At 39.8% G+C, this 22,294-nt stretch carries 19 protein-coding genes and 1 riboswitch; of the genes, 13 read left to right on the top strand and 6 right to left on the bottom strand.

Going from position 1 to position 22,294, the window contains the following annotated elements; genetic code table 11:
* A partial coding sequence (locus ACXJIN_RS02810; RefSeq protein ID WP_456399279.1) for a hypothetical protein occupies nucleotides 1-995 on the bottom strand: 995 nt, incomplete at its 3' end.
* Between the two features lie 244 nt (nucleotides 996-1,239).
* On the opposite strand from ACXJIN_RS02810, the gene dnaX reads away from it, so the two are divergent.
* From dnaX to tpiA, 4 genes are read left to right on the top strand one after another with little or no spacing between them, the layout of a single operon-like run.
* Nucleotides 1,240-2,652, top strand: a complete 1,413-nt coding sequence (dnaX, locus tag ACXJIN_RS02815) for a DNA polymerase III subunit gamma/tau (RefSeq protein ID WP_456399280.1) — start codon at nucleotides 1,240-1,242, stop codon at nucleotides 2,650-2,652.
* Nucleotides 2,645-2,974: a YbaB/EbfC family nucleoid-associated protein gene (locus ACXJIN_RS02820; RefSeq protein WP_456399281.1), complete on the top strand. Its 330-nt coding sequence runs from the start codon at nucleotides 2,645-2,647 to the stop codon at nucleotides 2,972-2,974. Before dnaX ends, ACXJIN_RS02820 begins: the two co-directional genes overlap by 8 nt.
* A gap of 32 nt (nucleotides 2,975-3,006) precedes the next feature.
* Nucleotides 3,007-4,011 (top strand): type I glyceraldehyde-3-phosphate dehydrogenase, encoded by a 1,005-nt coding sequence (gap, locus tag ACXJIN_RS02825; protein WP_456399282.1) that lies wholly within the window; start codon nucleotides 3,007-3,009, stop codon nucleotides 4,009-4,011.
* A 13-nt stretch (nucleotides 4,012-4,024) separates the two neighbouring features.
* Nucleotides 4,025-5,980, top strand: coding sequence for a triose-phosphate isomerase (gene tpiA, locus ACXJIN_RS02830; RefSeq protein WP_456399283.1), 1,956 nt, complete (start codon nucleotides 4,025-4,027; stop codon nucleotides 5,978-5,980).
* A gap of 497 nt (nucleotides 5,981-6,477) precedes the next feature.
* Here tpiA and ACXJIN_RS02835 read toward each other — a convergent pair whose 3' ends face one another.
* Complete coding sequence (locus tag ACXJIN_RS02835; protein WP_456399284.1) at nucleotides 6,478-6,678, bottom strand: cold-shock protein; 201 nt, start codon at nucleotides 6,676-6,678, stop codon at nucleotides 6,478-6,480.
* 328 nt (nucleotides 6,679-7,006) lie between these two features.
* Between ACXJIN_RS02835 and ACXJIN_RS02840 the strand changes: the two genes are divergently transcribed.
* The 3 genes from ACXJIN_RS02840 (at nucleotide 7,007) to ACXJIN_RS02850 (ending at nucleotide 11,800) form a co-directional block, all read left to right on the top strand.
* The gene (locus tag ACXJIN_RS02840) at nucleotides 7,007-7,348 is read left to right on the top strand and encodes a LiaF transmembrane domain-containing protein (protein ID WP_456399285.1); all 342 of its coding nucleotides are present in this window, start codon (nucleotides 7,007-7,009) and stop codon (nucleotides 7,346-7,348) included.
* A gap of 5 nt (nucleotides 7,349-7,353) precedes the next feature.
* Nucleotides 7,354-9,960, top strand: coding sequence for a type I pullulanase (gene pulA / locus ACXJIN_RS02845; RefSeq protein ID WP_456399286.1), 2,607 nt, complete (start codon nucleotides 7,354-7,356; stop codon nucleotides 9,958-9,960).
* A gap of 505 nt (nucleotides 9,961-10,465) precedes the next feature.
* A complete protein-coding gene (locus ACXJIN_RS02850; RefSeq protein ID WP_456399287.1) occupies nucleotides 10,466-11,800 on the top strand; it encodes a C1 family peptidase in 1,335 nt (444 codons plus the stop codon).
* Nucleotides 11,801-11,846: 46 nt separating this feature from the next.
* Here the strand turns inward: ACXJIN_RS02850 and hutU are convergent, their stop codons facing one another.
* Nucleotides 11,847-13,502: a urocanate hydratase gene (gene hutU, locus ACXJIN_RS02855; protein ID WP_456399288.1), complete on the bottom strand. Its 1,656-nt coding sequence runs from the start codon at nucleotides 13,500-13,502 to the stop codon at nucleotides 11,847-11,849.
* Nucleotides 13,503-13,617: 115 nt separating this feature from the next.
* A riboswitch (cobalamin riboswitch) is annotated at nucleotides 13,618-13,793 on the top strand.
* A 90-nt stretch (nucleotides 13,794-13,883) separates the two neighbouring features.
* Here hutU and ACXJIN_RS02860 point away from each other — a divergent pair.
* Genes ACXJIN_RS02860 through ACXJIN_RS02870 form a run of 3 tightly spaced genes read left to right on the top strand, consistent with a single transcriptional unit; the run spans nucleotide 13,884 to nucleotide 16,613 of the window.
* On the top strand, nucleotides 13,884-14,774 hold the full coding sequence (locus ACXJIN_RS02860) for an ABC transporter substrate-binding protein (RefSeq protein ID WP_456399289.1): 891 nt from the start codon (nucleotides 13,884-13,886) through the stop codon (nucleotides 14,772-14,774).
* Nucleotides 14,775-14,797: 23 nt separating this feature from the next.
* The gene (locus ACXJIN_RS02865) at nucleotides 14,798-15,772 is read left to right on the top strand and encodes a FecCD family ABC transporter permease (protein WP_456399290.1); all 975 of its coding nucleotides are present in this window, start codon (nucleotides 14,798-14,800) and stop codon (nucleotides 15,770-15,772) included.
* Nucleotides 15,765-16,613, top strand: coding sequence for an ABC transporter ATP-binding protein (locus ACXJIN_RS02870; protein WP_456399291.1), 849 nt, complete (start codon nucleotides 15,765-15,767; stop codon nucleotides 16,611-16,613). The genes ACXJIN_RS02865 and ACXJIN_RS02870 overlap by 8 nt, the downstream gene beginning before the upstream one ends.
* On the opposite strand, the gene ACXJIN_RS02875 is transcribed toward ACXJIN_RS02870, so the two are convergent.
* Genes ACXJIN_RS02875 through ACXJIN_RS02885 form a run of 3 tightly spaced genes read right to left on the bottom strand, consistent with a single transcriptional unit; the run spans nucleotide 16,528 to nucleotide 19,425 of the window.
* Entirely contained in the window at nucleotides 16,528-17,214 is a 687-nt protein-coding gene (locus ACXJIN_RS02875) for a hypothetical protein (protein ID WP_456399292.1), read from the bottom strand. The two genes, ACXJIN_RS02870 and ACXJIN_RS02875, sit on opposite strands and share 86 nt — an antisense overlap.
* Nucleotide 17,215: 1 nt before the next feature.
* Nucleotides 17,216-19,129, bottom strand: a complete 1,914-nt coding sequence (gene gyrB / locus ACXJIN_RS02880) for a DNA topoisomerase (ATP-hydrolyzing) subunit B (protein WP_456399293.1) — start codon at nucleotides 19,127-19,129, stop codon at nucleotides 17,216-17,218.
* An 11-nt stretch (nucleotides 19,130-19,140) separates the two neighbouring features.
* Nucleotides 19,141-19,425, bottom strand: a complete 285-nt coding sequence (locus tag ACXJIN_RS02885; RefSeq protein ID WP_456399294.1) for a DciA family protein — start codon at nucleotides 19,423-19,425, stop codon at nucleotides 19,141-19,143.
* A 125-nt stretch (nucleotides 19,426-19,550) separates the two neighbouring features.
* Between ACXJIN_RS02885 and glf the strand changes: the two genes are divergently transcribed.
* The 3 genes from glf to ACXJIN_RS02900 all read left to right on the top strand — a co-directional run.
* Nucleotides 19,551-20,660 carry a UDP-galactopyranose mutase gene (gene glf, locus ACXJIN_RS02890; RefSeq protein ID WP_456399295.1) on the top strand — a complete coding sequence of 370 codons (1,110 nt, stop codon included), beginning with the start codon at nucleotides 19,551-19,553 and terminating at the stop codon, nucleotides 20,658-20,660.
* Nucleotides 20,661-20,665: 5 nt separating this feature from the next.
* The gene (locus ACXJIN_RS02895; protein WP_456399296.1) at nucleotides 20,666-21,397 is read left to right on the top strand and encodes an alpha/beta hydrolase; all 732 of its coding nucleotides are present in this window, start codon (nucleotides 20,666-20,668) and stop codon (nucleotides 21,395-21,397) included.
* 5 nt (nucleotides 21,398-21,402) lie between these two features.
* The coding region (locus ACXJIN_RS02900; RefSeq protein ID WP_456399297.1) for a caspase family protein at nucleotides 21,403-22,294 on the top strand (892 nt) is incomplete at its 3' end.

The following is a 22,294-nucleotide window of genomic DNA, read 5'->3' on the forward strand; positions in this document are numbered from 1 at the left end:
TCAAATGGTGGTATGTAAAGCTTATCACCCTTCATATCGTAAATGGGCACGTAATTTCCCGGTTGTTTATCATATGCGTAAGAATCAGCTGATACTACCATGTTGCTATATTTAGTAGCGTCTATTACGTAGAAAGGCTGATCGTTGAATGTTGCGGTAGCAGGAAGCACTTCCCACGTATCCGTCGTTGGATCTATTGCCATTCTCCTTCTTACATAAAGACCCGTGGTAGGATCTTTCACGTATTTGTAGAATTTAATGTAAATTTGTGAAAGCAATTTTCCTTGGTCAGATGTCCAACTTAAAAGCGCTTCTCTTCCTTGTGGATGTGAGCCTATTCCATAAAATCCACCTTCTGTTCTATCTGATACCGCAACGTAAAGGTTTGGTCCAGCTGTTAAAACTTGGAATTTGTATTGTGCTGCTGGAACTAAAGAATTCTTTATTTTTACTTCAAAGGTGTAATTACCATCTTTTAATTTTGTAAGTGTTGTGCTTGGGGTTGCAGTTTCTATCCAATTTTTACCGTCCATTGAGTATAAGTAGCTATAGTTTTTACCGTCCAATGACTCCCATTTAACGTTAACTGTACTCGTTCCATAAAGTGTGGTCGTTGTCAATATTTTAATGCTTGTTACGTTAAATCGTGTAGTAGCAATACCTTCTTTTCCCGTTGTTTTATCCTTTCCAACCACCTTTGCTGTGTAGATACCTGGCTGTGATAGACTCGTTGAAAATTCTGTAAGCGATGAATTATTGAGTAAAGTAATTGGCGTTGAATTTGCTTTTGTAATTGTTAGTGTGTACCTCACATTTTTTGAAGTACTTGTCCATTTAAAAGTTATGGGTTGATTAACAGAATAAGCTGTCACATTTACTGTCGTAGGTGCAGTAAAGCGCACGCTTGGAGCTGGCAGTAAGAAACACCCGCTTAGTGCCAGCGCAACTATGAATGCGGATACAACGACTAGCAATAACTTGCCTCTTGCTTTCAAGGTTTCCATCCCCTTTCTAATTTTGAAATACCTCCCAAATTATACATCTTCTTAACATTACTGTCAATAGCTTAACTAAAGAAAAAACAAAAGAAAAATATAAGTTAAGGTTCTACTTCTTTGTGCTCAATTCATGCGACTCAAATCCTAAATTAAAGGACTTTCCATTTAAATTAGCACAAAAGACGTTTGCGCTTTTTATGGTAAAATAAAGTTTGGATTGTGGACGAGAGTGGTGTGAAAAGTGGATAATCTTTATTTAAAGTACAGACCAAAAACTTTTTCTCAGATAGTTGGTCAGCCGCATATAGTTAAGCTTTTCGAAAACGCGTTAAAAAAAGAGAAAGTGTCTCACTCTTACCTTTTTGCCGGGCCACGTGGCACGGGTAAAACTTCTACCGCGCGTATTCTTGCAAAAGCACTGAACTGTGAACATCTTGTGAATGGATACGAACCGTGCAACGAATGCAAGTCGTGTGTTGCAATAGATAGCGGAAGATCCATGGACGTAATTGAAATGGACGCCGCTTCCAACCGTGGAATAGATGAGATAAGAGGCATTCGCGATAAGGTGAGTTATCTTCCAGCAGAATCCAAATACAAAGTGTACATCATAGATGAAGTTCACATGCTAACAAAAGAAGCTTTTAACGCCCTTTTAAAAACACTTGAGGAACCACCAGAACACACATTTTTTATTCTCGCAACAACTGAAATGCAAAAGGTACCCGAAACCATCCTTTCAAGGTGCCAGATAGTTGAATTTCATAGAATATCCAATACGGTGATAGAAAAAAGGTTGAAAGAAATTTGTAAAAAAGAAGGTATAAAGTACCAAGATGAAGCGATAAAACACATAGCCAGAAGGGCAAATGGAGGAATGAGAGATGCCATAAGTCTGTTAGAAGAAGCTTCAAGATTTTCTTCGTTAAATATTACTCTTGAAGACGTTCTTCAAGTACTTGGTGAAGCGCCGGAAGAAGAAGTTGAAAAATACGTATCTGCGTTGCTTAATGGAAATACCGATGTGTTGGTAAGTGTTATAGAAAACATAGAAAAACAAGGAACGGACGTTGAAAGCTTTTTGAACCAGACGTTAGATTTTGTGAGCGAAAGAGTGCTCGAAAATGAAATGGCAGAAATTGGCAAGTTCATTTCGGATCTTTTGTATAGATTGAGGTTTGAAGAAAGAAGCCTGGATATCTTTAAAATACTGAGCATTTTTGAATCCTTAAAACATTCAAATGTTGACAATAGCAGAGAAGGCGGCGATGGAAAAGAAAAGGTAGAAAACGCAAAAAAAATTGAAAAAAAATCATCGACTCCTAAAAGTGATACGGAAAAATTCTTAGAATGGTACGCAAAAGATGGAAATATATCGATTTTTGCGTGCCTAGCAAAGGCAGAGATAAAAGACTTCGCAGATAGGTTGCTTATAATCTCAGATACTCCACTTTGTCATGAGGTTCTAAAATCCAATTGTGGTGATATGGAAAATGAATTTGAAAAACTGACATCAAGAAAGGTAAAAATTCTTATTGCTTATTCAGCGATACCGTTAAGTGAAATAGAGTTAAAAACAAGAGAAGCAATTGTAAAAGCTTTAAGTATATTTGGAGGAAAAGTCCTACCGGAAGGAGGAGAAGAAATTGTCTAACAAGTTCAAAGGCTTTGGCGGAATGAGCATGTCAAAGCTTTTAAAGCAGGCTCAAGAAATGCAAAAGAAAGCTGCCGAAGTTCAAGAAAATCTAAAAAACATAGAAATAGAAGTATCGGTTGGAGGTGAAGCCATAAAAGTAAAGGGAAACTGCGATTATGAAGTAAAAGATATAGAGATAAAACCAGAGGTACTCGAAGACAAGGAGATGCTTAAAGACCTTCTTGTAAGCGCTTTCAACGAGTACACTTTCAGGGTGAAGGAGCGAGCAGACGCGGAAATGAAAGCCATAACAGGAGGAATGAATTTACCCAATTTTTAACAAAAACTTGAAAAAACAAGGAGGTAGAAAGCATGTCAAATGTAAAAGTAGGTATTAACGGTTTTGGAAGAATAGGAAGGCAAGTTCTCAGGATCATTTTGGAACAGAAGAGGGACATAAACGTAGTAGCGGTAAATGATATCACTGACACCAAGACACTGGCGCATCTCTTCAAATACGATTCGGTGCACGGAACTTTCAAGGGAAGCGTGGATTACACGGAAAATTCCATCATAATCGATGGAAAAGAGATAAAAGTCTTTGCGGAAAAAGACCCTTCAAAGCTCCCATGGAAAGAACTGGGAGTTGAACTGGTGGTAGAATCTACAGGCCGCTTCAGAAAAAGGGAACAAGCTTCTATGCATTTAACCGCCGGCGCAAAGAAAGTCATAATAAGTGCGCCAGCCGAAGGAGCAGATAGCACCATTAACCCGCATGTTAACGATGAGATGCTTAAGAAAGAACACACCATAATATCCACGGGCTCATGTACAACGAATTCCCTTTCTCCGCTTGTCAAAGTTCTTAACGACAATTTTGGAATAGTAAAAGGCTTCATGACAACCATTCATGGGTACACAAACGATCAGAGAATTCTGGACCTTCCCCATAAAGATCTCAGACGTGCAAGAGCTGCCGCTATAAACATAATTCCTACAACAACAGGAGCGGCCAAAGCAATTGGACTTGTTGTGCCAGAAGTGGATGGAAAATTGGACGGAGGCGCTATGCGTGTTCCAGTACCCGCCGGTTCTATAACGGATTTGAAAGTTATAGTTGAAAGAGATGTAACCGTTGAAGAAGTCAACGCCGCCTTTAAGAAAGCCGCCGAAGGTCCAATGGGAAAGGCTTTGCTTTACTGCGAAGATCCAGTGGTTTCCACCGATATTCTTGGAGAGACCCATTCGAGTATCTTCGATTCGCTTCTTACAAGGGTAAAAGGAAATCTTGTCAACGTTTTTGCTTGGTACGATAACGAATACGGATACACAAACAGAGCCGTTGATCTCATTGAAATGGTTCAAAATATGATGTAAGGATGTGAGCCACATGAAAAAGCTCACGATCAAGGAAGTTGAATTAAAAGACAAACGCGTCCTGATGAGAGTTGATTTCAACGTTCCTATGAGCGAAGGAAAGATAACAGATGACACTCGAATTCAGGCAGCGCTACCGACTATAAAACACGCCCTTGATCAAGGTGCCAAGGTGATACTTATGTCTCACCTTGGCCGACCTAAGGGTGAACCAAATCCCAAATACTCTCTTGAACCCGTGGCAAAAAGGTTAGGAGAACTTTTGGGAAAGGAAGTTATTTTCTGTAAAAAAACCATAGGTGAAGAAGCGGAAAAGCTTTCTGAAAACCTCAAAATTGGTGATGTGGTGCTTCTTGAAAACACCAGATTTTTCGCTGGTGAAGAGAAAAACGATCCAGATTTTGCAAAATCTTTGGCAAAACTTGGAGATATTCACGTTAACGATGCGTTTGGCACAGCCCATCGTGCGCACGCGTCAAACGTCGGAGTGGCGAGGTTCCTTCCATCAGTAGCCGGCTTTTTGATGGAGAAAGAGATAGACATGTTATCTAAAGTAACCTTTTCTCCAGAAAAACCATATGTTGTCATACTTGGAGGAGCAAAAGTATCTGACAAAATAGGCGTCATAGAAAATCTTTTAAGCAAGGCTGATAAGCTTCTCATCGGTGGCGCGATGATGTTCACGTTTTTAAAAGCACAAGGCCATGAAATAGGCTCATCTAGATATGAAGAAGACAAAATAGATCTTGCTAAAGATATTTTGAAAAAAGCCTCAGAAGCCGGTGTAGAAATCGTTTTGCCAGTTGATGCGGTGTGTGCCCAAGAATTGAAGGCTGGCGTTGAAAAGAAAACGTTTACCATAGCAGAAGGGATTCCATCAGGATGGATGGGGCTTGATATAGGTCCTAAGAGTGTGGAGCTTTTCAAGAAAAATCTTTCTGAAGCGAAGACCGTTGTTTGGAACGGCCCAATGGGCGTTTTCGAAATAGACGACTTTGCCAACGGTACTAAAGCCGTTGCGCAAACGCTTGCAAGCATGAAAGACGCTTTAACCGTTATTGGTGGCGGAGACAGTGCGGCAGCTGTGAAAAAGTTTGGGCTTGAAAACGAAGTTTCACACGTTTCCACGGGTGGAGGAGCCTCCCTTGAATTTCTGGAAGGAAAGGAACTCCCAGGGATTGCCTCCATACTTGATTCGAAAAAAAAACGCCCTTTAATAGTCGCGGGCAATTGGAAAATGAACAAAACCCCATCTGAAGCGAGGAGTTTTTCGCGAGAATTGTTGAAGGCGCTTGATATGAATTCAAACGCAAAAGTGTGGGTATTTCCTCCTTACGTCTCATTACCAACCGTCAAGGAAATATTCACAGGAAGCGATGTCGTTGTTGGCGCTCAAAACGTTCACTCAAAACTCTCAGGCGCTTTTACCGGTGAAATAAGTGTTCCCATGCTTAAAGACATGGAAATAACCCATATTCTCATAGGGCATTCAGAAAGACGTCATATTTTTGGTGAAACCGATGATTTCCTCAACGAAAAGGTGAAAACTGCTTTGGAAAATGATATGTCAGTCGTGCTTTGCGTTGGAGAAACTTTAGAAGAAAGAAAAGCAGGAAAAACCTTTGAAGTGTTGAAGGAGCAGTTAACCAAGGATTTGAAAGACGTGAAAGTGAACGATGTTTCAAAGTTGACAATAGCTTACGAGCCAGTGTGGGCTATAGGTACGGGTGTAGTGGCAAAGCCATACCAAGCACAAGAAGCAATTGCTTATGTGAGAAATGTCCTGGCTGAAATATTTACGGAAGAAATTGCTTCTAAAATTTCTATTTTGTACGGCGGAAGTGTAAAAGTTAACAATTGCCAAGAACTTTTCCTCTTACCGGATGCGGATGGTGGATTGATTGGGGGAGCCTCGTTAAAAGTCGAGGATTTCTCTTCCATTCATCGTATAGCTACGAAGTTTTGTTAAAATTCAAAATAAAGCCAGCTTCAGCTGGCTTTATTCTTAGAATTTCTTAAAGGCTATAGAGGTAGCAATTAAGTTTTACTATAGGACAGCTCACATTGTTCATCAATAAAGCATTTCAAAAAGGAATTAAATCTCACCCTCGAAGTATTTGTCAGAACATATGAGATCTCCAGCGGGGAAATTCAAAATATGAGGTTGAGGGGCACAGAACATGCCGAAAAAATGAAGCACTCATGGACGAGTGTGTGAGCGTGCCTTATATTTTAAATCGTAAGATGGAAAAAAGAGCGAATCCGTTCTGACAGAACTTCGAAAAAATTGCCTTGACCGTTTGGAAAGCTGGTTTTAAATCAAAAAGGATTGTATTCCAATGCGTTGCTTACATGTTCTTATGGAGAATTTTTAATGTTCACGCACAACATGAATTAAAAACAGGATGAATATTTAAAGCCCGGCGCTACAGCCGGGCTTTTCATTTTCAGTTTGACGACACGAAATCAGTCTGATGCTCTCACGTTGGAAGCTTGTTTTCCTTTTGGACCTTCCGTGATATCGAATTCGACTTTCTGATTCTCTTCGAGAGTTTTGAAGCCATCCATCGCTATCGCAGAGTAGTGAACGAATATATCGTTCCCATCTTCCATTGTGATAAATCCATAGCCTTTCTTTGGGTCAAACCACTTAACAGTACCTTTCATGCAAATTGCCTCCTTAAAATTCCTATGGCCTTTTCGGTCACAGCTACATCATATCACTTATTAAGAAAGATGTCAAGCTTTTTTGGAATTTATTTTTCAAATACTTTAACCGTTTTTTTAAGGGCGTAGATTCTCTATACTGCGGCGAACATTACGAAGATGATTTTGTTCGTTTTTTCTTCTAATACCGAAGAATTTGCCGGAAAATTCGACACTTCAAATACAAGCGGGGGCAGACTTTTCAATTCAATTCGAGTTGCGTAGTTTGAGAACGTAGATGTTTTAAATCTTTGATGATATAATTTGTAAAGAGAAGGGAGTGTGTAAAGTGAAAGCTTTTTCAGTTTTTTTGGTGTTGGCTGGAATATTGCTATTTCTATCTCTTTTTGGGTTCGTTAACATGACTTTTGGTTTTGTGATGGAGATTCTATTCGCTACGCTTTTTGGCGTAGAAGGAATCAGAGAATTGATAAGCAAAAACCTTGTGGGAATAGGAGGACTGTTATTTTCGGCTTACATTCTAGTGAGAGCATTCGATCTTTTTAGCTTTTCTTCCACTTCTAAAGCCCAAATCTTCATGGCTTTCATAGCATCCTATCTTATCGGTATAGGAATTCAAATGCTATTTAAGAAGAGCGTAAAAGTGAAATTTTGGGAAAATCAGAGGTGATAAAAATGAAAAAATTTTTTCTTGGGGCGTTTATCCTAAGCGTCGTTCTTCTTTCGCCAATTCTGGCTTCTTCACAATTCAAAGCCATAGGAAGTGGCAAAACGGCTGCGGATTTTGGAGCCAAAACCGTCTTGATCGTTCATTACCATCGTTATGATAATAATTATTCCGGCTGGAATTTATGGATATGGCCTCATAAGCCTGTGAGCATACCGGGAGCAGCTTATCAATTTACGGGAAAAGACGCTTACGGAGAATACGCAATAATAAAATTTTCCCAAAAATACACTTCACTAGGATTTATTGTGAGATTAGATGATTGGAAAGCGAAAGACGTTTCTGTAGATAGATTCGCCGCTATACCACCTTCTGGAGTTGCAGAAATATGGGTTGTTCAAGGCCAACATGATTGGTACACTAACCCAAGCAAAATAGACATCTCTCCAAGGGCATTGGGATGCTTTTTGAACTCTTTAACGAAAGTTGATGCTTTTCTTACCAATGCCATAGAGACGAAAAACTGGAAAGACGAAGTAAAAGTGGTAATTGGCGGCGTGGATTGGCCTATAAAAAACGTTGCGCCTGCCATTCCCGGCGATATAACAAAGACTAATTATGTAGAAGTCACGCTCGCAAAACCGTTATCTGCATGGGATGTTTCCAAAAAGATGATTTTGCAAATAAAAGGCTTTTCAGATGCAACTATTTACGCTTATAAAGCACTCAACGATCCAATTTTTCACTATGATGGCCAACTTGGCCCGATTTATTCAGAACATTCTACCACTTTCAAAGTGTGGTCTCCCGTGTCTAAAAGCGTGAAGGTTTTATTGTACAAAAAAGCATCCGATACTATTCCTTATGCCACTTACACAATGAAAAGGAACGAATCAGGTGTTTGGAGTGTTAAGGTAAATGGAGATTTAAATGGGATTTATTACCTGTACCAGTTTAACTCCTATGGCAAAATCAGAAGGGCCCCAGATATTTATTGTTACGCTGCGGATATGTACAACAGAAAATCTATGGTAGTCAATTTAAACAAAACGAATCCCGCAAAATGGGCAGAAGATTCTTACAAAGGTTTGTCAAATCAAACAGACGCCGTAATATACGAAATGAGCGTAAGAGATTTCACTTCTTTGCCGAATTCCGGAGTTCCGAAAGAATATCGCAGTAAGTACATCGGACTAACCGTTCATGGCACCACATACGATAAGATTCCGACAGGCATAGATCATCTTAAAGCATTGGGAATAACGGACGTTCACCTCATGCCCATTCAAGATTTTTGGAATGAACCCTTTTACCAGTACAATTGGGGATACATAACGTATCTTTTCAACGTTCCAGAAGCTCAGTATTCAACTTTGCCTTCAAGCCCTGTTGCCACGATAAAACAAGTTAAAGAAATGGTTATGGCTCTTCACAATGCCGGCATAGGTGTGATAATGGATGTAGTTTACAACCACACGTCCGGCGTGGGAAAATATTCCGCGTTTGATCAGAGCGTTCCTTATTATTATTACCGTATAGATAGGAAGGGAGCATATCTCAATCAATCAGGTGTTGGAAATACCATCGCAACGGAAAATTACATGGCGCGCAAATTCATCCTGGATTCCCTAAAATATTGGTTAAAAGAGTACCATATCAACGGATTTAGATTTGATTTGCTTGGGCTGTACGATCCTCAAACCGTTAAAGAGATAGCCACTCAATTGAGAAAAATCGATCCCCATGTGATCCTGTATGGTGAACCCTGGGGTGGGTGGGGAGTAACTCCTCTTTTTGGCAAAGGGGATCAAAAAGGAATGCATATAGCCGTGTTTAACGATAATTTAAGAGATGGCATAATAGGAAGTGTTTTTGATCCAAAAGCAAAGGGATTCATGGAGGGAATGAAAAAGAACACGGTAATTGAAAGAGGAGTGGTAGGCGAAATAAACTACAGCGCGCTTATATCTGGCTTCACGCAAAATCCAGACGAAACTGTAAATTACGTTACCTCCCATGATAATTACACCCTCTGGGATAGGATAAACGCGGCTGAACCGAATTGGACGCTTGAACAGAAAAAAGCAGCGCAAAAATTTGCCAACGCCATAATACTAACATCTCAAGGAGTGCCTTTCTTGGCCGGAGGAGTGGAATTTGCCAGAACTAAGGGAGGCAATGGAAATAGTTACAATGCCGGTGACAGCGTTAACGGCTTTGATTGGTCACGTTTGAAGGCTTTCAGAGATGTCGATGAATACTACGCTGGATTGATAAAACTCAGAAGAAGCCACCCAGCTTTTAGAATGAACGATCCAAAGATGATAAAGGAGCACATCACTTTCTTCCCAAAACAGTTCAAACAAGTGACTAAATATCTGAGAATGCCTTTGGCCCTTGTTGCTTATGAAATAAAAGGAAATGCCAATGGTGACAGCTGGAAAAACATTCTTGTTATATACAACGGTGAAAGTAATGGTGAAAATTTCACACTTCCAAGAGGAAAATGGAACGTTGTTGTTAACGGAGAAAAAGCTGGCACAAAGATTTTAAGAATTGTATCGGGAAAAATAAGCGTTTCTCCGATTTCGGTTTATGTGCTTTATCAAAATTAAATTCTCAAATTATGTGAGTCAAATTGGAAAGTAGATTTACTTGTGAAAATTAAGAAACTAATCGTTTTTTGAGTGGATAAAAATTGAATTTGTTTCTTTTTGATTAAAAAACAGATAAAAATATGTCGTTTTGAGCCTGATTTTGAAACATTCATTTACATTATGGATAAAATAATGGAACGTTACTCGAAAATGTGGTATACTTTGTATGAAGTGATCATTACCGTCTGAGCGCTTCCTCCTCACCACCGCCCAAAGAAAATGGGCGGTCCTTTTTTATCCTTCTGAATCACCACGTGAAGAAAGCGCCAATCTTTCATAGCGATCCTGCCGATTAAATTTTTCTCGGGAAATTTCCAATTTACCCTTACTCATTTTTTCTCTTCATCTTTTACCAATTTAGTCATAAACCTATTTTATAAAATCTTGAAAAAATACGATTGTGACTTTTATTGGTTTTAGTGTTAAAATTGATATGGAAAAATTAGTTCGGGAGGTGAACAATTTGAATTTAACTTTTGAAGATGTTAAAAAAATGAAAGAAGAATTCTTATCTTCTCCAAAAAACCTGCTTGCAATGAACGCAGCTTCAAATAATTCAATAACAAAAGTTGCATTAAAAAGGGACTACGTTGCAAAGTATAATCATGTTTTTTCACATGAAATTCCATCCATGAGGATTACCAATCAAGAACACAGTGGCAGGTGCTGGATATTCGCTGGATTAAACGTTTTCAGATATGAAGCTGCCAAGAACTTGAATTTGGAACAGTTTGAATTTTCCCAAAGTTATGAGATGTTTTGGGATAAGCTGGAAAAAGCGAATTATTTTCTTGAAAGCATAATAAAAACGTCTTCTGAAGATCTTAAATCAAGGTTAGTTGCATGGCTGTTACAAGGACTTGTGGAAGATGGTGGACAATGGGGAATGTTTTCCAATTTGGTGAAAAAGTATGGCGTCGTTCCAAAAGAGGTTATGAAAGAGAGCTACAATACCAGCAATTCACAGATAATGAACATGTTGCTGAAAAGCAAATTGAGAGAAGACGCCATGCTGCTCAGGAAAATGCATGATGAAGGAAAAAGTGTGGACGAAATCATGAAAAGAAAAAAGGAGATGCTCAGCGAAGTTTATAACATACTCGCAGTAAACATCGGCGTTCCACCAGAAAGATTTGATTACGAATACAGAGATAAAGAAGGGAATTACCACAGAATTGAAAACATAACTCCGCAAGAATTCTTTGAAAGATATGTGAAGATAAACCTTGATAAGATGGTCAGCTTGATAAACTGTCCGACACCGGATAAGGAATACATGAAAACGTACACCGTTGATTTTTTAGGAAACGTGGTAGGTGGAGACGAAGTTGTGTATCTTAACGTAGATCTTGAAAGCTTCAAGAATATAGCTATGAAAGCCGTAATGGATGGAAAGCCAACGTGGTTTGCATCGGACGTTGGAAAGATGATGGAGAGGGAAAAGGGAATACTCGATACGGATGTATTTGATTTTGAAAATCTTTACGACGTCAACTTCAACCTCACAAAATCTCAACGTCTGGATTACGGAGACAGCTTGATGACTCACGCGATGGTTCTGTTAGGGGTTGATGTTACAGATGACAAACCTACTAAATGGAAAGTTGAAAACAGTTGGGGAGATAAAAACGGAAAAGATGGATATTTCATTATGGGAGAAAATTGGTTTGAAGAGTACGCTTATGAAATAGTGGTGGATGAATCCTATCTTTCGGATGAAATGAAAGAGGCATGGAAGGCAAAACCGATAGTGCTTCCCCCCCGGGATCCAATGGGTTCGGTGGCAAGAGTCATGTAAAAGAAAAAAAGCACTTTACTTTAAAGTAAAGTGCTTTTTTAGGAATTCACTTTAACATTGGAATGTCGATGCCTTTCTCTTTGGCCGTTTTTATGGCTATTTCGTATCCCGCATCTGCGTGCCTGGCAACTCCGCTACCAGGATCGTTGTTAAGCACTCTTGAAAGCTTTTCATCTTCCAATTTTGTGCCATCCGCCACACAAACCATTCCGGCGTGAATTGAATATCCTATACCAACTCCTCCACCGTGATGTACGGAAACCCACGTCGCTCCAGATGCGGTATTCAACAAAGCGTTAAGTATTGGCCAATCGGCTATGGCATCAGAGCCATCTTTCATGGCCTCTGTTTCTCTGTATGGAGATGCCACTGAACCGGTATCATGATGATCTCTACCTATGACTATTGGAGCTTTCAATTTTCCTTCTCTTACCATTTTGTTTATTTCGAGTCCAAATTGTTCTCTTTCACCTTGCCCGAGCCAGCAAATTCTGGCCGGCAACCCCTGCCAGTGAACTTTCTCGTGTGCCATCTTTATCCATCTTTTCAGATGATCATCGTATGGGAAGAGCTTTAAAACGACTTCGTCTGTTTTGTAAATGTCTTCTGGATCGCCTGAAAGTGCAACCCATCTGAACGGACCTTTACCTTCACTGAAAAGTGGCCTTATATACTCGGGCACATATCCAACGATTTCGAATGCATCTTTTGCGCCTTGATCGTAAGCGTTTCTCCTAATGTTATTTCCATATTCAAAAGCTTTTGCGCCTTGGCGTTGCATTTCGACCATGGCTTCTACGTGTTTGACCATCGACTCGTACACACGTTTCAGATAGCCTTCTTTATCTTTTTCCCTCATCTCATTTGCTTCTTCCAAGGACATTCCAGCTGGAATGTAACCGTAAAGTGGGTCATGAGCAGCCGTTTGATCGGTTACGATATCTGGAATGAATCCTTCTTTAACCATTCTTGGCAACACATCCGCTGCGTTTGCCAGAAGACCTATAGAAAGAGGTTCTCTTTTCTTTTTTGCTTCTTTTGCCATTTTCAAAGCTTCTTCGTAAGAATCCGTCCATGTGTCCAGATATGCGGTTTTTAGCCTTCTGTCTATCATTCTTTTATCCACTTCTACATTTATGACAACGCCATCGTTCAGTGTAACGGCCAACGGCTGTGCTCCTCCCATTTCTCCAAGACCCGCTGTAACTGTTATAGTGCCAGCGAGCGTTCCGTTAAAGTATTTTTGCGCGACGGCGTACAGGACTTCATACGTTCCTTGCAATATCCCTTGAGTTCCTATGTATATCCAACTTCCGGCGGTCATTTGTCCATACATTATAAGTCCACGTTCTTCAAGCTCTCGAAAATAATCCCAATTTGCCCATTTTGGAACGAGAAGAGAATTCGCTATCAAAACACGCGGTGCCCATTCGTTAGTTTTAAAAACGGCAACCGGTTTTCCGGATTGAACCAGCATGGTTTCATCCGTGTTCAGCCTTTTTAGGGTTTCAACGATGGCGTCAAACGCATCCCAGTTTCTCGCAGCGCGCCCCGTTCCACCATAGACTATAAGGTGTTCCGGATCTCTCGCTACTTCTGGATCTAAGTTGTTCATTATCATTCTCATTGGAGCTTCCGTTTGCCAACTCTTACATGTGAGGTCAGTGCCCCTTGGTGCTCTAACGACTCGTGGTCCTGACATATTTGCTCCCTCCTTCATGAATACTTAATTCTATTCTACACCATAAAAAAACAAAAAGAAAACCCTTATTGATCCATTTTAAAATCAAAACTTGAAAAATAGATCTTAGCGTGGTAGAATAATTTCGGAAACAGGTACGAGAAGTTTAAAAGGGAAGACCGGTGAAAATCCGGCGCGGTCCCGCCACTGTGATCGGGGACGACATTCGCACGATGCCACTGGGAAAACCGGGAAGGCGCGGATGGAGGAAGAACCGAGAGCCAGGAGACCTGCCTGTTTCGAGATACCCTCCCACTCGGAGAAAGTGTGTGGTATGGTTAAAAAGGGAAACCAGCCGACTAAAAAAGTCGGCTTTTTATTTTTCAAAAAGGAGGTTTTGCTATGAAAAAGTATTTGATAGTTGGTGTAATACTCGTTTTGGCGTTCACAATGCTTTTTGCCGTGCAGTATCCTTTAACGTTAGTTGATGATGCCGGGCACGTAGTTACATTCAATTCGGCGCCTCAAAGAGTTATCAGTGCGGCACCTTCCATAACAGATTTCTTATTGGAATTAGGGTATTCCAAAGATTTGGTTGGAGTGACGAAGTACGACTCTTACACAAAGGCAGCGAACATTGGCTTAATGTACCCACTGAACATGGAAAAAATTCTTTCTTTGAGACCAGACGTGGTTTTTATGTTTGGCGGATTTCAACTTTCACAATACCAACGCCTTGCAAAGATAGGCGTGAAAGCATTTGTTTTAAGTGCAAATAATCTTAATGGAATTTACAGAGATCTGCTGGATGTGGCAACCATTATGGGAGATCCACAAAAGGGACAAAAACTTGTGTCTGCGTTAAAAGAAAAGGTTTTGAAGATCTCAAAGGCAGCTTATAACGTGCCAATTGACAAGAGACCAAGGGTTTTTTACGGCAGCGCTGGAAAACAGATTTGGACGGCTGGCATGGGCTCTTTTTTAAATCAAATCATATCTTTAGCTGGTGGTGTCAACGTTACAGGTAATTACGCCGGACCTAACGGATGGCTACCCGTAAGCCCAGAATTTGTAGTTTCTCAAAACCCAGATATCATATTGGTGCCTTACTACGCTCCCAATGGTCAAAAAGCGGCTATCAAAGCTTTTGAAAGTTATCCCGCTTTTAAAGATCTCAAAGCCGTTCAAGAAGGACATGTTTATGCTATAAATGGAAATATCGCATCGCAGCCTAACACAAAGCTTGTAGGACTATTAGAAGAGCTTTACAATATTTTCAGCAAAGCATGGTAAAGTTTAAAAGGGGAAGGGGCTTTTTGATCGCCCTCCCCATTTTAACGGCCTTTGTTCTACTGAATTTGGCATTTGGTTCTGTTTACATTCCCATCTCAGATATCTTCAAAAGTTTGGTAGGTATGAAGGTTTCTAACGTTCAAAATGTTATCATATTGCAGCTTCGTCTTCCGAGAATTTTGCTCGGATTAGGAGTGGGTGCGGCATTGGCATCGACGGGTAACGCTTTTCAAGCCATGATGAAAAATCCTTTGGCCGATCCATATATTCTTGGAGTTTCGTCCGGAGCGGCCTTTGGTGCCATTTTGATAAATGTTTTAGCGCAAATGTACAATCCGAATTTGATATTTTACACGTGGATATTTGCCTTCATTTTCGGCATATTGGCCGCCGCTATAACTTATCTTGTAGCGAGAAAAAATGGAAAATTACCGGTAACAGAATTGATTTTAAGCGGTGTAATGGTGAATCTTCTTTTCAGCGCAGGGGTAACATTTTTGATAGTCTACGGATGGAGAAACGTTCAAATGACGTCTTTCTGGCTTTTGGGAAGTTTGGCAGGAAGTGGTTGGAATTCCGTAATTTTGGTAGGAGTGGTTTCAACCGGAGTTTCGCTTTTTTTCACATTAATTGGAAAATATCTGAACGCAATGACCGCCGGGGAAGAAGAAGCCATCCACGTTGGGATAAGAGTGGAACTTTTAAAAGTTACCGTTTTCGTAGTTGGAACATTTGCCACCGCCGTAGCTGTTTCTGCGTCTGGAATAATTGGTTTCGTTGGACTGATAATGCCTCACATAGCAAGACGCCTTTTTGGAACAGATCACAGAATTTCAATACCAGCAAGTGCCGTGCTGGGAGGAGTGTTTTTAGTTGCATGCGATTCAATAGCCAGAACGGCTTTTACACCAGCAGAAATGCCAATAGGAACGATAACCGCCTTAGTAGGCTCTCCAATATTTATATACATTCTCAGGAGGCGAAGAAAGGTTGTATGAGGTAGAAGTTGAAAATCTCGAATTTTCCTACAGCGATGGCAAAAAAGCCCTGAATGGCATAACTTTTTCCGTCAAAAAGGGTGAAATTATAGGAATAATAGGACCAAATGGTTCAGGAAAGACCACTTTGGTAAAGGCATTAAGTGCCATTTTGCCTTATAATGGTAGTGTAAAGGTGAAAGGTAAAGAAGTTAAAGAGTACTCAAAAAGAGAACTCGCGCAATTGGTTGGTGTGGCCTCTCAAGAATTCACACCGGCCTATGACATGAAAGCAAAAGAAATAGTGGAAATGGGAAGAATTCCCTACACTGGATTGCTTGGGAAATTGTCATTAAAGGATGAAGAAATAGTTAAACATGCCTTTAAGGTGTTGGGAATAGAAAATCTCATGAACAGAATGTTTTATTCGCTAAGTGGTGGTGAAAGGCAAATGGTTTACGCCGCAAAAGTGTTCGCGCAGGATCCTGAAATACTTATTTTGGATGAAACAACTGCACATCTCGATATCGGCCACGTTGAAGTACTGTTGAATAAGATATTAAGAGCTTTCAAAAAGAGAAAAAAAACCGTTTTGGCAACATTCCACGATATAAATCAAGCGATCATCTTTTCAGACAGGCTACTTGTGATAAAAAATGGAAAGTTGTTCGCCAAAGGCTTTCCAAACGATGTGATCAACGAAAAACTCATTTACGAGGTTTATTCTGCTTCATGCTCAATAGTTAGACATCCACAAAGTGAAAAGGTGAATGTTCTCATGAATCTGGAAGATGAACGAAATTATTTCCAATCTGAAGATATCTTGACCCTATCCGAGAATCACCAACAAGTTTTAAAATAACCTCTTCTGTGCTGTTATTCAAATCAAATTTTTGCACTTTCACTGAGACTCCTCTGGTAAAGTACAGAGTTTTCTTCATCAAATCCACCTCTAAAACTTCTTTTTTAAACCATGAAGGATACGACAGCACAGCGTTTATATCACGAACAATAGAGGTGTTTATTATCCTATAATCGTTGAAATTCTCATTTCCTATGTCAAAAAAAATCTTGTATCCTGTTGCTTTATACAATTCAGATGAAGGAATTTTTAAAAGGAAATACCCATCTCGAGAAATCAAAATGTACTCTCCATTAGCGTAAAGCACACAGCATATCTTTCTCTCTTTTACACTTAATAAGGCAATTCCTTTTCCTAAATACTTAATCGTATAAGATTTTATAAATGGATCGTAAGGAACCTTCAATTTTGAAAGGTGAACGCCACCTATTGGCATTACTCTCGTTCTCAAGTAAGAGGGGTTGATGTAATTCAACCCCTTAATCTGTAAATTGTATACAACCGGATCTAAGCTTAAAGATAAAAGTGCTTTTATCAAAAGTAGAACTACGATGAAACCTATTATTCCCAAAATAAAACGTGTTCTTACTGCAAAACCCATTTCACACGTCTATGTTAGTCGCGTTCAGCGCATGTCTTGTTATGAAATCTCTCCTGCTTTCCACATCATTTCCCATGAGTATCCTGAAAATATCGCTCGCATATTCCGCATCTTCTATTTCTATCTTCATCATTTTTCTGGTTTCTGGATTCATGGTTGTTTCCCACAACTGTTCCGGGTTCATTTCACCAAGACCTTTATACCTCTGAACGTCAAATTTTTGACCGTTGGCCTTTAAATCATCGACTATTTTTTTCAACTCTTCATCTGAATAAGCGTATGAATGCTTTTTACCATAACTCACTTTATAAAGTGGAGGAACAGCGGCGTAAACCTTTCCTTCTTCTAACAGCGGTCTCATGTATCTGTAAAACAACGTCAACAAAAGTGTTCGTATGTGGGCACCGTCAACATCCGCATCTGTCATTATGACTATTCTATCGTATCTCAGTTTGGAAATATCAAAATCCTGTCCTATATTCGTTCCTAAAGCAACTATTATGTTGTTTATCTGCTCATTTTTGAGAAGCTTTTCCATGCTCGCTTTTTCAACGTTTAAAATTTTTCCTCTCAGCGGAAGTATAGCCTGAAGATTCCTATCCCTTCCCTGTTTTGCCGAACCCCCTGCCGAATCTCCTTCAACTATGAATATCTCGGAATTTTTCTTTCCACTCATCGTGCAATCCGCAAGTTTTCCAGGTAACGATGTGCTTTCAAGTGCGCTTTTCCTTCTCACCATTTCTCTGGCTTTTCTAGACGCTACACGTGCAGCCAAAGCCTGAGAAATTCTTTCTAAAATTCTCTTCAAATTCTTTTGATCTAATTCCAAAATTTCAGGAAGCCGGTCTTGCATAACGGAATTAACAACCTCTGTCACTTCCTCGTTACCAAGTTTGGCCTTTGTTTGCCCTTCAAACTGCGGCTCGGGTACCTTTACGCTAAGAACGGCAACCAAGCCTTCTCTGGTATCGCTTCCTTTGAAATTTTCAGAATCCTTTTTCAAAATCCCAAGCCGCCTCGCAAAGTCGTTCATTATCTTCGTTAGACTCCAGTGAAATGCCGTAACGTGTGTTCCACCTTCAACTGTGTTTATGTTATTCACAAAAGCAACAAGATTTTCATCGTAATTGTTAGTGTAAGTAAACGCGCATTCAACTTCCACATTATTTTTCTTCCCAGAAAAGTATATCGGTTCCTCAACGATCAACTTTGAAGTTCTTGAAAGATATTTAACAAATTCTACTATTCCACCCTCATAGTGAAAAATTTTTCTGTAAGGTTCTTCTTCTCTTAAATCGACAAACTCTATTGTCAAATTTCTGTTTAAAAATGCGAGTTCCATTAGACGATGTTCTACTATTTTTCTATCGAATTCTATAGTCCTGAATATTTCAGAATCTGGTTTAAACACGCTTTTCGTACCGCTTCCGTTTGCTTCACCTATGATTTTTACAGGTTCAAGCGGTACACCGCGCTCGTACTTCTGATAATATATCTTTCCATCTCTCTTTACGTAAACTTCCATCCATTCACTTAAAGCATTGACAACACTTGCGCCAACTCCGTGAAGTCCCCCGCTTACCTTGTAAGTGCTTTGGGAGAACTTCGCTCCGGCATGTAAGTCCGTCATGACAACTTCAAGCGCGCTCTTGTGCTCTTCAGGATGTTCATCCACAGGAATACCCCGACCATTGTCTTCTATTGTAACGATAGATCCTGGCGCTATCTCAACTTTTACCCAATCACAAAAGCCTGCCGTTGCCTCATCAACACTGTTATCAACTATTTCATTTATAAGATGGTGAAGACCCGCCGAACCTGTGGAACCTATATACATTCCTGGTCTTTTTCTTACAGCTTCCAACCCACGCAAAATTCTAATGCTTTCCGCATTGTAACCGTTGTTGTTATCCATTTCACACCTCTTTATTTCATTCTTTTTACCTTCACATTATTCAAAAAAATTCCTTTTTTTTTGAACAAATCCAAAAAATCTGGAGCTTTAAATCTAAGTTCCGAAAGGACTACCGGATCTTTTGACCATATCTCCAAAGTTTCATTTTTAACAGAGACGTACGTCTTTGATGCCAAAAAACCACTTACCATCTCTTTCCAGATGGCGTTGATCTTCACTCTTTTTTCCAACTCCGAGAAAAAAGAATTCTTACTTGATAAAGCCTTCAAAACTTCATCTATTCTGCGTTCTGACACGTTTTATTATATCACAAATGCAAGGCTTTTTATTGTTCATATGCACAAAGTATACCGAAGGTACAGGCAAAGGTTGTGATAAACTATGGTTGTAACTTTTAAATTGCACATTAGGAGGAAAAATCATGAAAGACGTATGCGTTGTGGTTGGAGCTGGATTGGCAGGTGCGACGGCTGCGAGGATTTTAGCAGAAGCCGGTGAAAGGGTGTTCGTGATAGAAAAGCTGAATCACGTCGCTGGACACGCCTACGATGAGTTCGATGAAAATGGAATATTGATTCACAAATATGGACCACATATATTTCACACCAACGAAAAAAAGGTTTTTGACTTTGTCAGTGAGTTTACTTCGTGGCGCTATTACCAGCATCGTGTTTTGAGTTACGTTGATGGTATGCTCGTTCCTTTTCCGATAAACCGGGATACGATAAATTCACTTTTTGGACTTGATATTTCCACATCTGATGTTGAAGATTTTTTAAGGAAAGAAGTTGAAAGTTCCGCTTTTAACACTCCACCTAAAAACTTTGAAGACGCGGTAATATCTCAAGTGGGAGAAAGATTGTATGAAAAATTCTTTAAAAATTACACCATAAAGCAGTGGAACAGGGACCCAAAAGAGTTGTCTAGCGATGTGGCGAGAAGAATTCCCACGCGTTCGAACAGAGATGGCAGATATTTTTCGGATAAGTATCAGGGGCTTCCGAAATTCGGATACACCAAGATGGTTGAAAGAATGTTGAATCATCCGAAAATTTCCCTTGTAACCAATTGCGATTATTTCGAAATAAAAGATGAATTCAAAGCGAAGCTTACGGTATACACGGGAGAATTGGATAAATTTTTTGGTAAAAGTAATGGAAAGCTGGAATATCGTTCGTTAGATCTCGTCTTTGAAACTTTAGAAGAAAAGCAACATCAACAAGCCGCTGTTGTAAACTATCCAAACGATTACGATTGGACGAGAATAACGGAATTCAAGCTCATGACAGGGCAAAAGTCTGACAAAACGGTATTGTGTTACGAATACCCAAAAGATGAAGGAGAACCGTATTACATTGTAATGTCCGAAGAAAACATGAAAAAGCGCGAAAATTATATGAAAGAAGTTGAAAAACTGGAAAAAAGTGGAGAATACATCTTTGTTGGAAGACTGGCTGAATACAAATATTACAACATGGATCAGGTTATCCTTGCATCCATGGAAAAAATCTCCAATTGGTTGAAGAGGTGAAAAATATGGAAAGCGCGCTTCTGGAAAATGAAGGTCAAAAGATATTTGCGGTGATTCACGATGCTGGAAAAGATACACCTGTTGTTGTCATGTTTCATGGATTTACAGGCAACCACATAGAAAATCGATTTATATTTGCAAAAATGTCAAGAGAGTTGGAAAAAGTTGGAATATCCTCTATAAGGTTTGATTTTAGAGGATCCGGAGATAGCGAAGGAACTTTTGAAGAAATGACACTTTCAAGTGAGATGTCTGATGCGAAAGTTGTAACAGCGTACGCAAGAAAAAGATTCTCAAAAAAATTGGGTGTGCTCGGCTTGTCAATGGGGGGAACGGTGGCGCTTTTAACGGCAAAAGATATCGCACCAGATGCTCTATGTTTATGGGCACCGGCAGCCAAAAACGCCGAAGTTTTTACAAAAGGCGGCATGCCACCTTCTTCAAATGAAAACCTCGACGTGGGAGGATTGGCTATTTCACCAAAATTTATAGAAGAAATTATGAAGTTCGACGCCTTTTCTAAAGCTCAATCGTACGACGGGCCTGTTCTTATATTGCATGGCACGGAAGATCCAACGGTTCCATTTGTTCACAGCAAAGAGTTGGTGAATGAATTCAAAAACGCCGAACTTGTACCTGTTGAAGGGGCAAATCATACCTTCACTTCAATTCCCTGGGCAAAATTTGTGATGAATAAAACTAAAAATTTCTTTTTGAAACTCTTCTGTGAGAGGTGATCTCAATGTCCCAAAGGAAATACATTTCAATAACATTCACATTGTTGCTGGTATTCTTGACACTCTTTGGATTCGCAACCAACTACGCGTTACTCATAGGAGTAAGCCAATTCACAGATAAAGGCATATCTTCCCTTAAATATACCCTCAACGATGTGGATGGGATGTATTCCACACTTGTAGATATGGGATTGGTAAAAGCGTCCAACGTAACCATTCTAAAGAATCCCACATACGCGCAAGCCATATCGGCGATATTGAACATACAAAACACACTTAAAAAAGGAGACACGTTGTACTTCTTCTACTCAGGCCATGGAGTAACGTACAAAGGCCAAGCTTACTTTCTTGTAAGTGACACGCAATTAGATGCCATTGAATACACAGCCATTCCCCAATCCATGATAGACACACTTCTCAAATCTAAAGCATCGAGAGTAATAGTATTCTTAGACGCGTGTCACAGTGGGAAAGTAGGAGAGACGAAAGGAGTAACGTTGAACCTATCCAAGGTTATAGAACAAAGCGCGCAGAGTGTGTTAAAAGGGCAAGGCAAAGTGTTGATCACCTCGTCGAGTGGAGAACAAGTCTCACAGGAAGATAACAACACGAAGATGGGAGTATTCACGAGCTATCTTGTAAAAGCGTTAAAGGATGTGAAAACATACGAAACGCTTTCAAACATATTCAGCGAAGTAAAAAAAGAAGTAAGCGCGTACACACACAACACACAGACGCCACAAGCGTTTGGCGACACGAAAGGCATAGTGATAATGAAGATACCGCCCAAAGATGAAGTGGAAGAGATAATGAAAGAACTAAGGCAAGACTTCGCAAACGGGACATTTCCATTGGAATACACATCCATGTTTCAAGAAGCGATAAACGTACTGACTA

The sequence above is a fragment of the Mesoaciditoga sp. genome (assembly GCF_054006115.1).

What these genes read in the sequence shown, in the direction of transcription:
- hutU (WP_456399288.1), bottom strand. Translation starts at nt 13,502, where the DNA reads ATGTCAGGACCACGAGTCGTTAGAGCACCAAGGGGCACTGACCTCACA.
- ACXJIN_RS02835 (WP_456399284.1), bottom strand. Translation starts at nt 6,678, where the DNA reads ATGAAAGGTACTGTTAAGTGGTTTGACCCAAAGAAAGGCTATGGATTT.
- pulA (WP_456399286.1), top strand. Translation starts at nt 7,354, where the DNA reads ATGAAAAAATTTTTTCTTGGGGCGTTTATCCTAAGCGTCGTTCTTCTT.
- ACXJIN_RS02875 (WP_456399292.1), bottom strand. Translation starts at nt 17,214, where the DNA reads ATGGGTTTTGCAGTAAGAACACGTTTTATTTTGGGAATAATAGGTTTC.
- ACXJIN_RS02895 (WP_456399296.1), top strand. Translation starts at nt 20,666, where the DNA reads ATGGAAAGCGCGCTTCTGGAAAATGAAGGTCAAAAGATATTTGCGGTG.
- glf (WP_456399295.1), top strand. Translation starts at nt 19,551, where the DNA reads ATGAAAGACGTATGCGTTGTGGTTGGAGCTGGATTGGCAGGTGCGACG.
- tpiA (WP_456399283.1), top strand. Translation starts at nt 4,025, where the DNA reads ATGAAAAAGCTCACGATCAAGGAAGTTGAATTAAAAGACAAACGCGTC.
- gyrB (WP_456399293.1), bottom strand. Translation starts at nt 19,129, where the DNA reads ATGGATAACAACAACGGTTACAATGCGGAAAGCATTAGAATTTTGCGT.
- ACXJIN_RS02860 (WP_456399289.1), top strand. Translation starts at nt 13,884, where the DNA reads ATGAAAAAGTATTTGATAGTTGGTGTAATACTCGTTTTGGCGTTCACA.
- gap (WP_456399282.1), top strand. Translation starts at nt 3,007, where the DNA reads ATGTCAAATGTAAAAGTAGGTATTAACGGTTTTGGAAGAATAGGAAGG.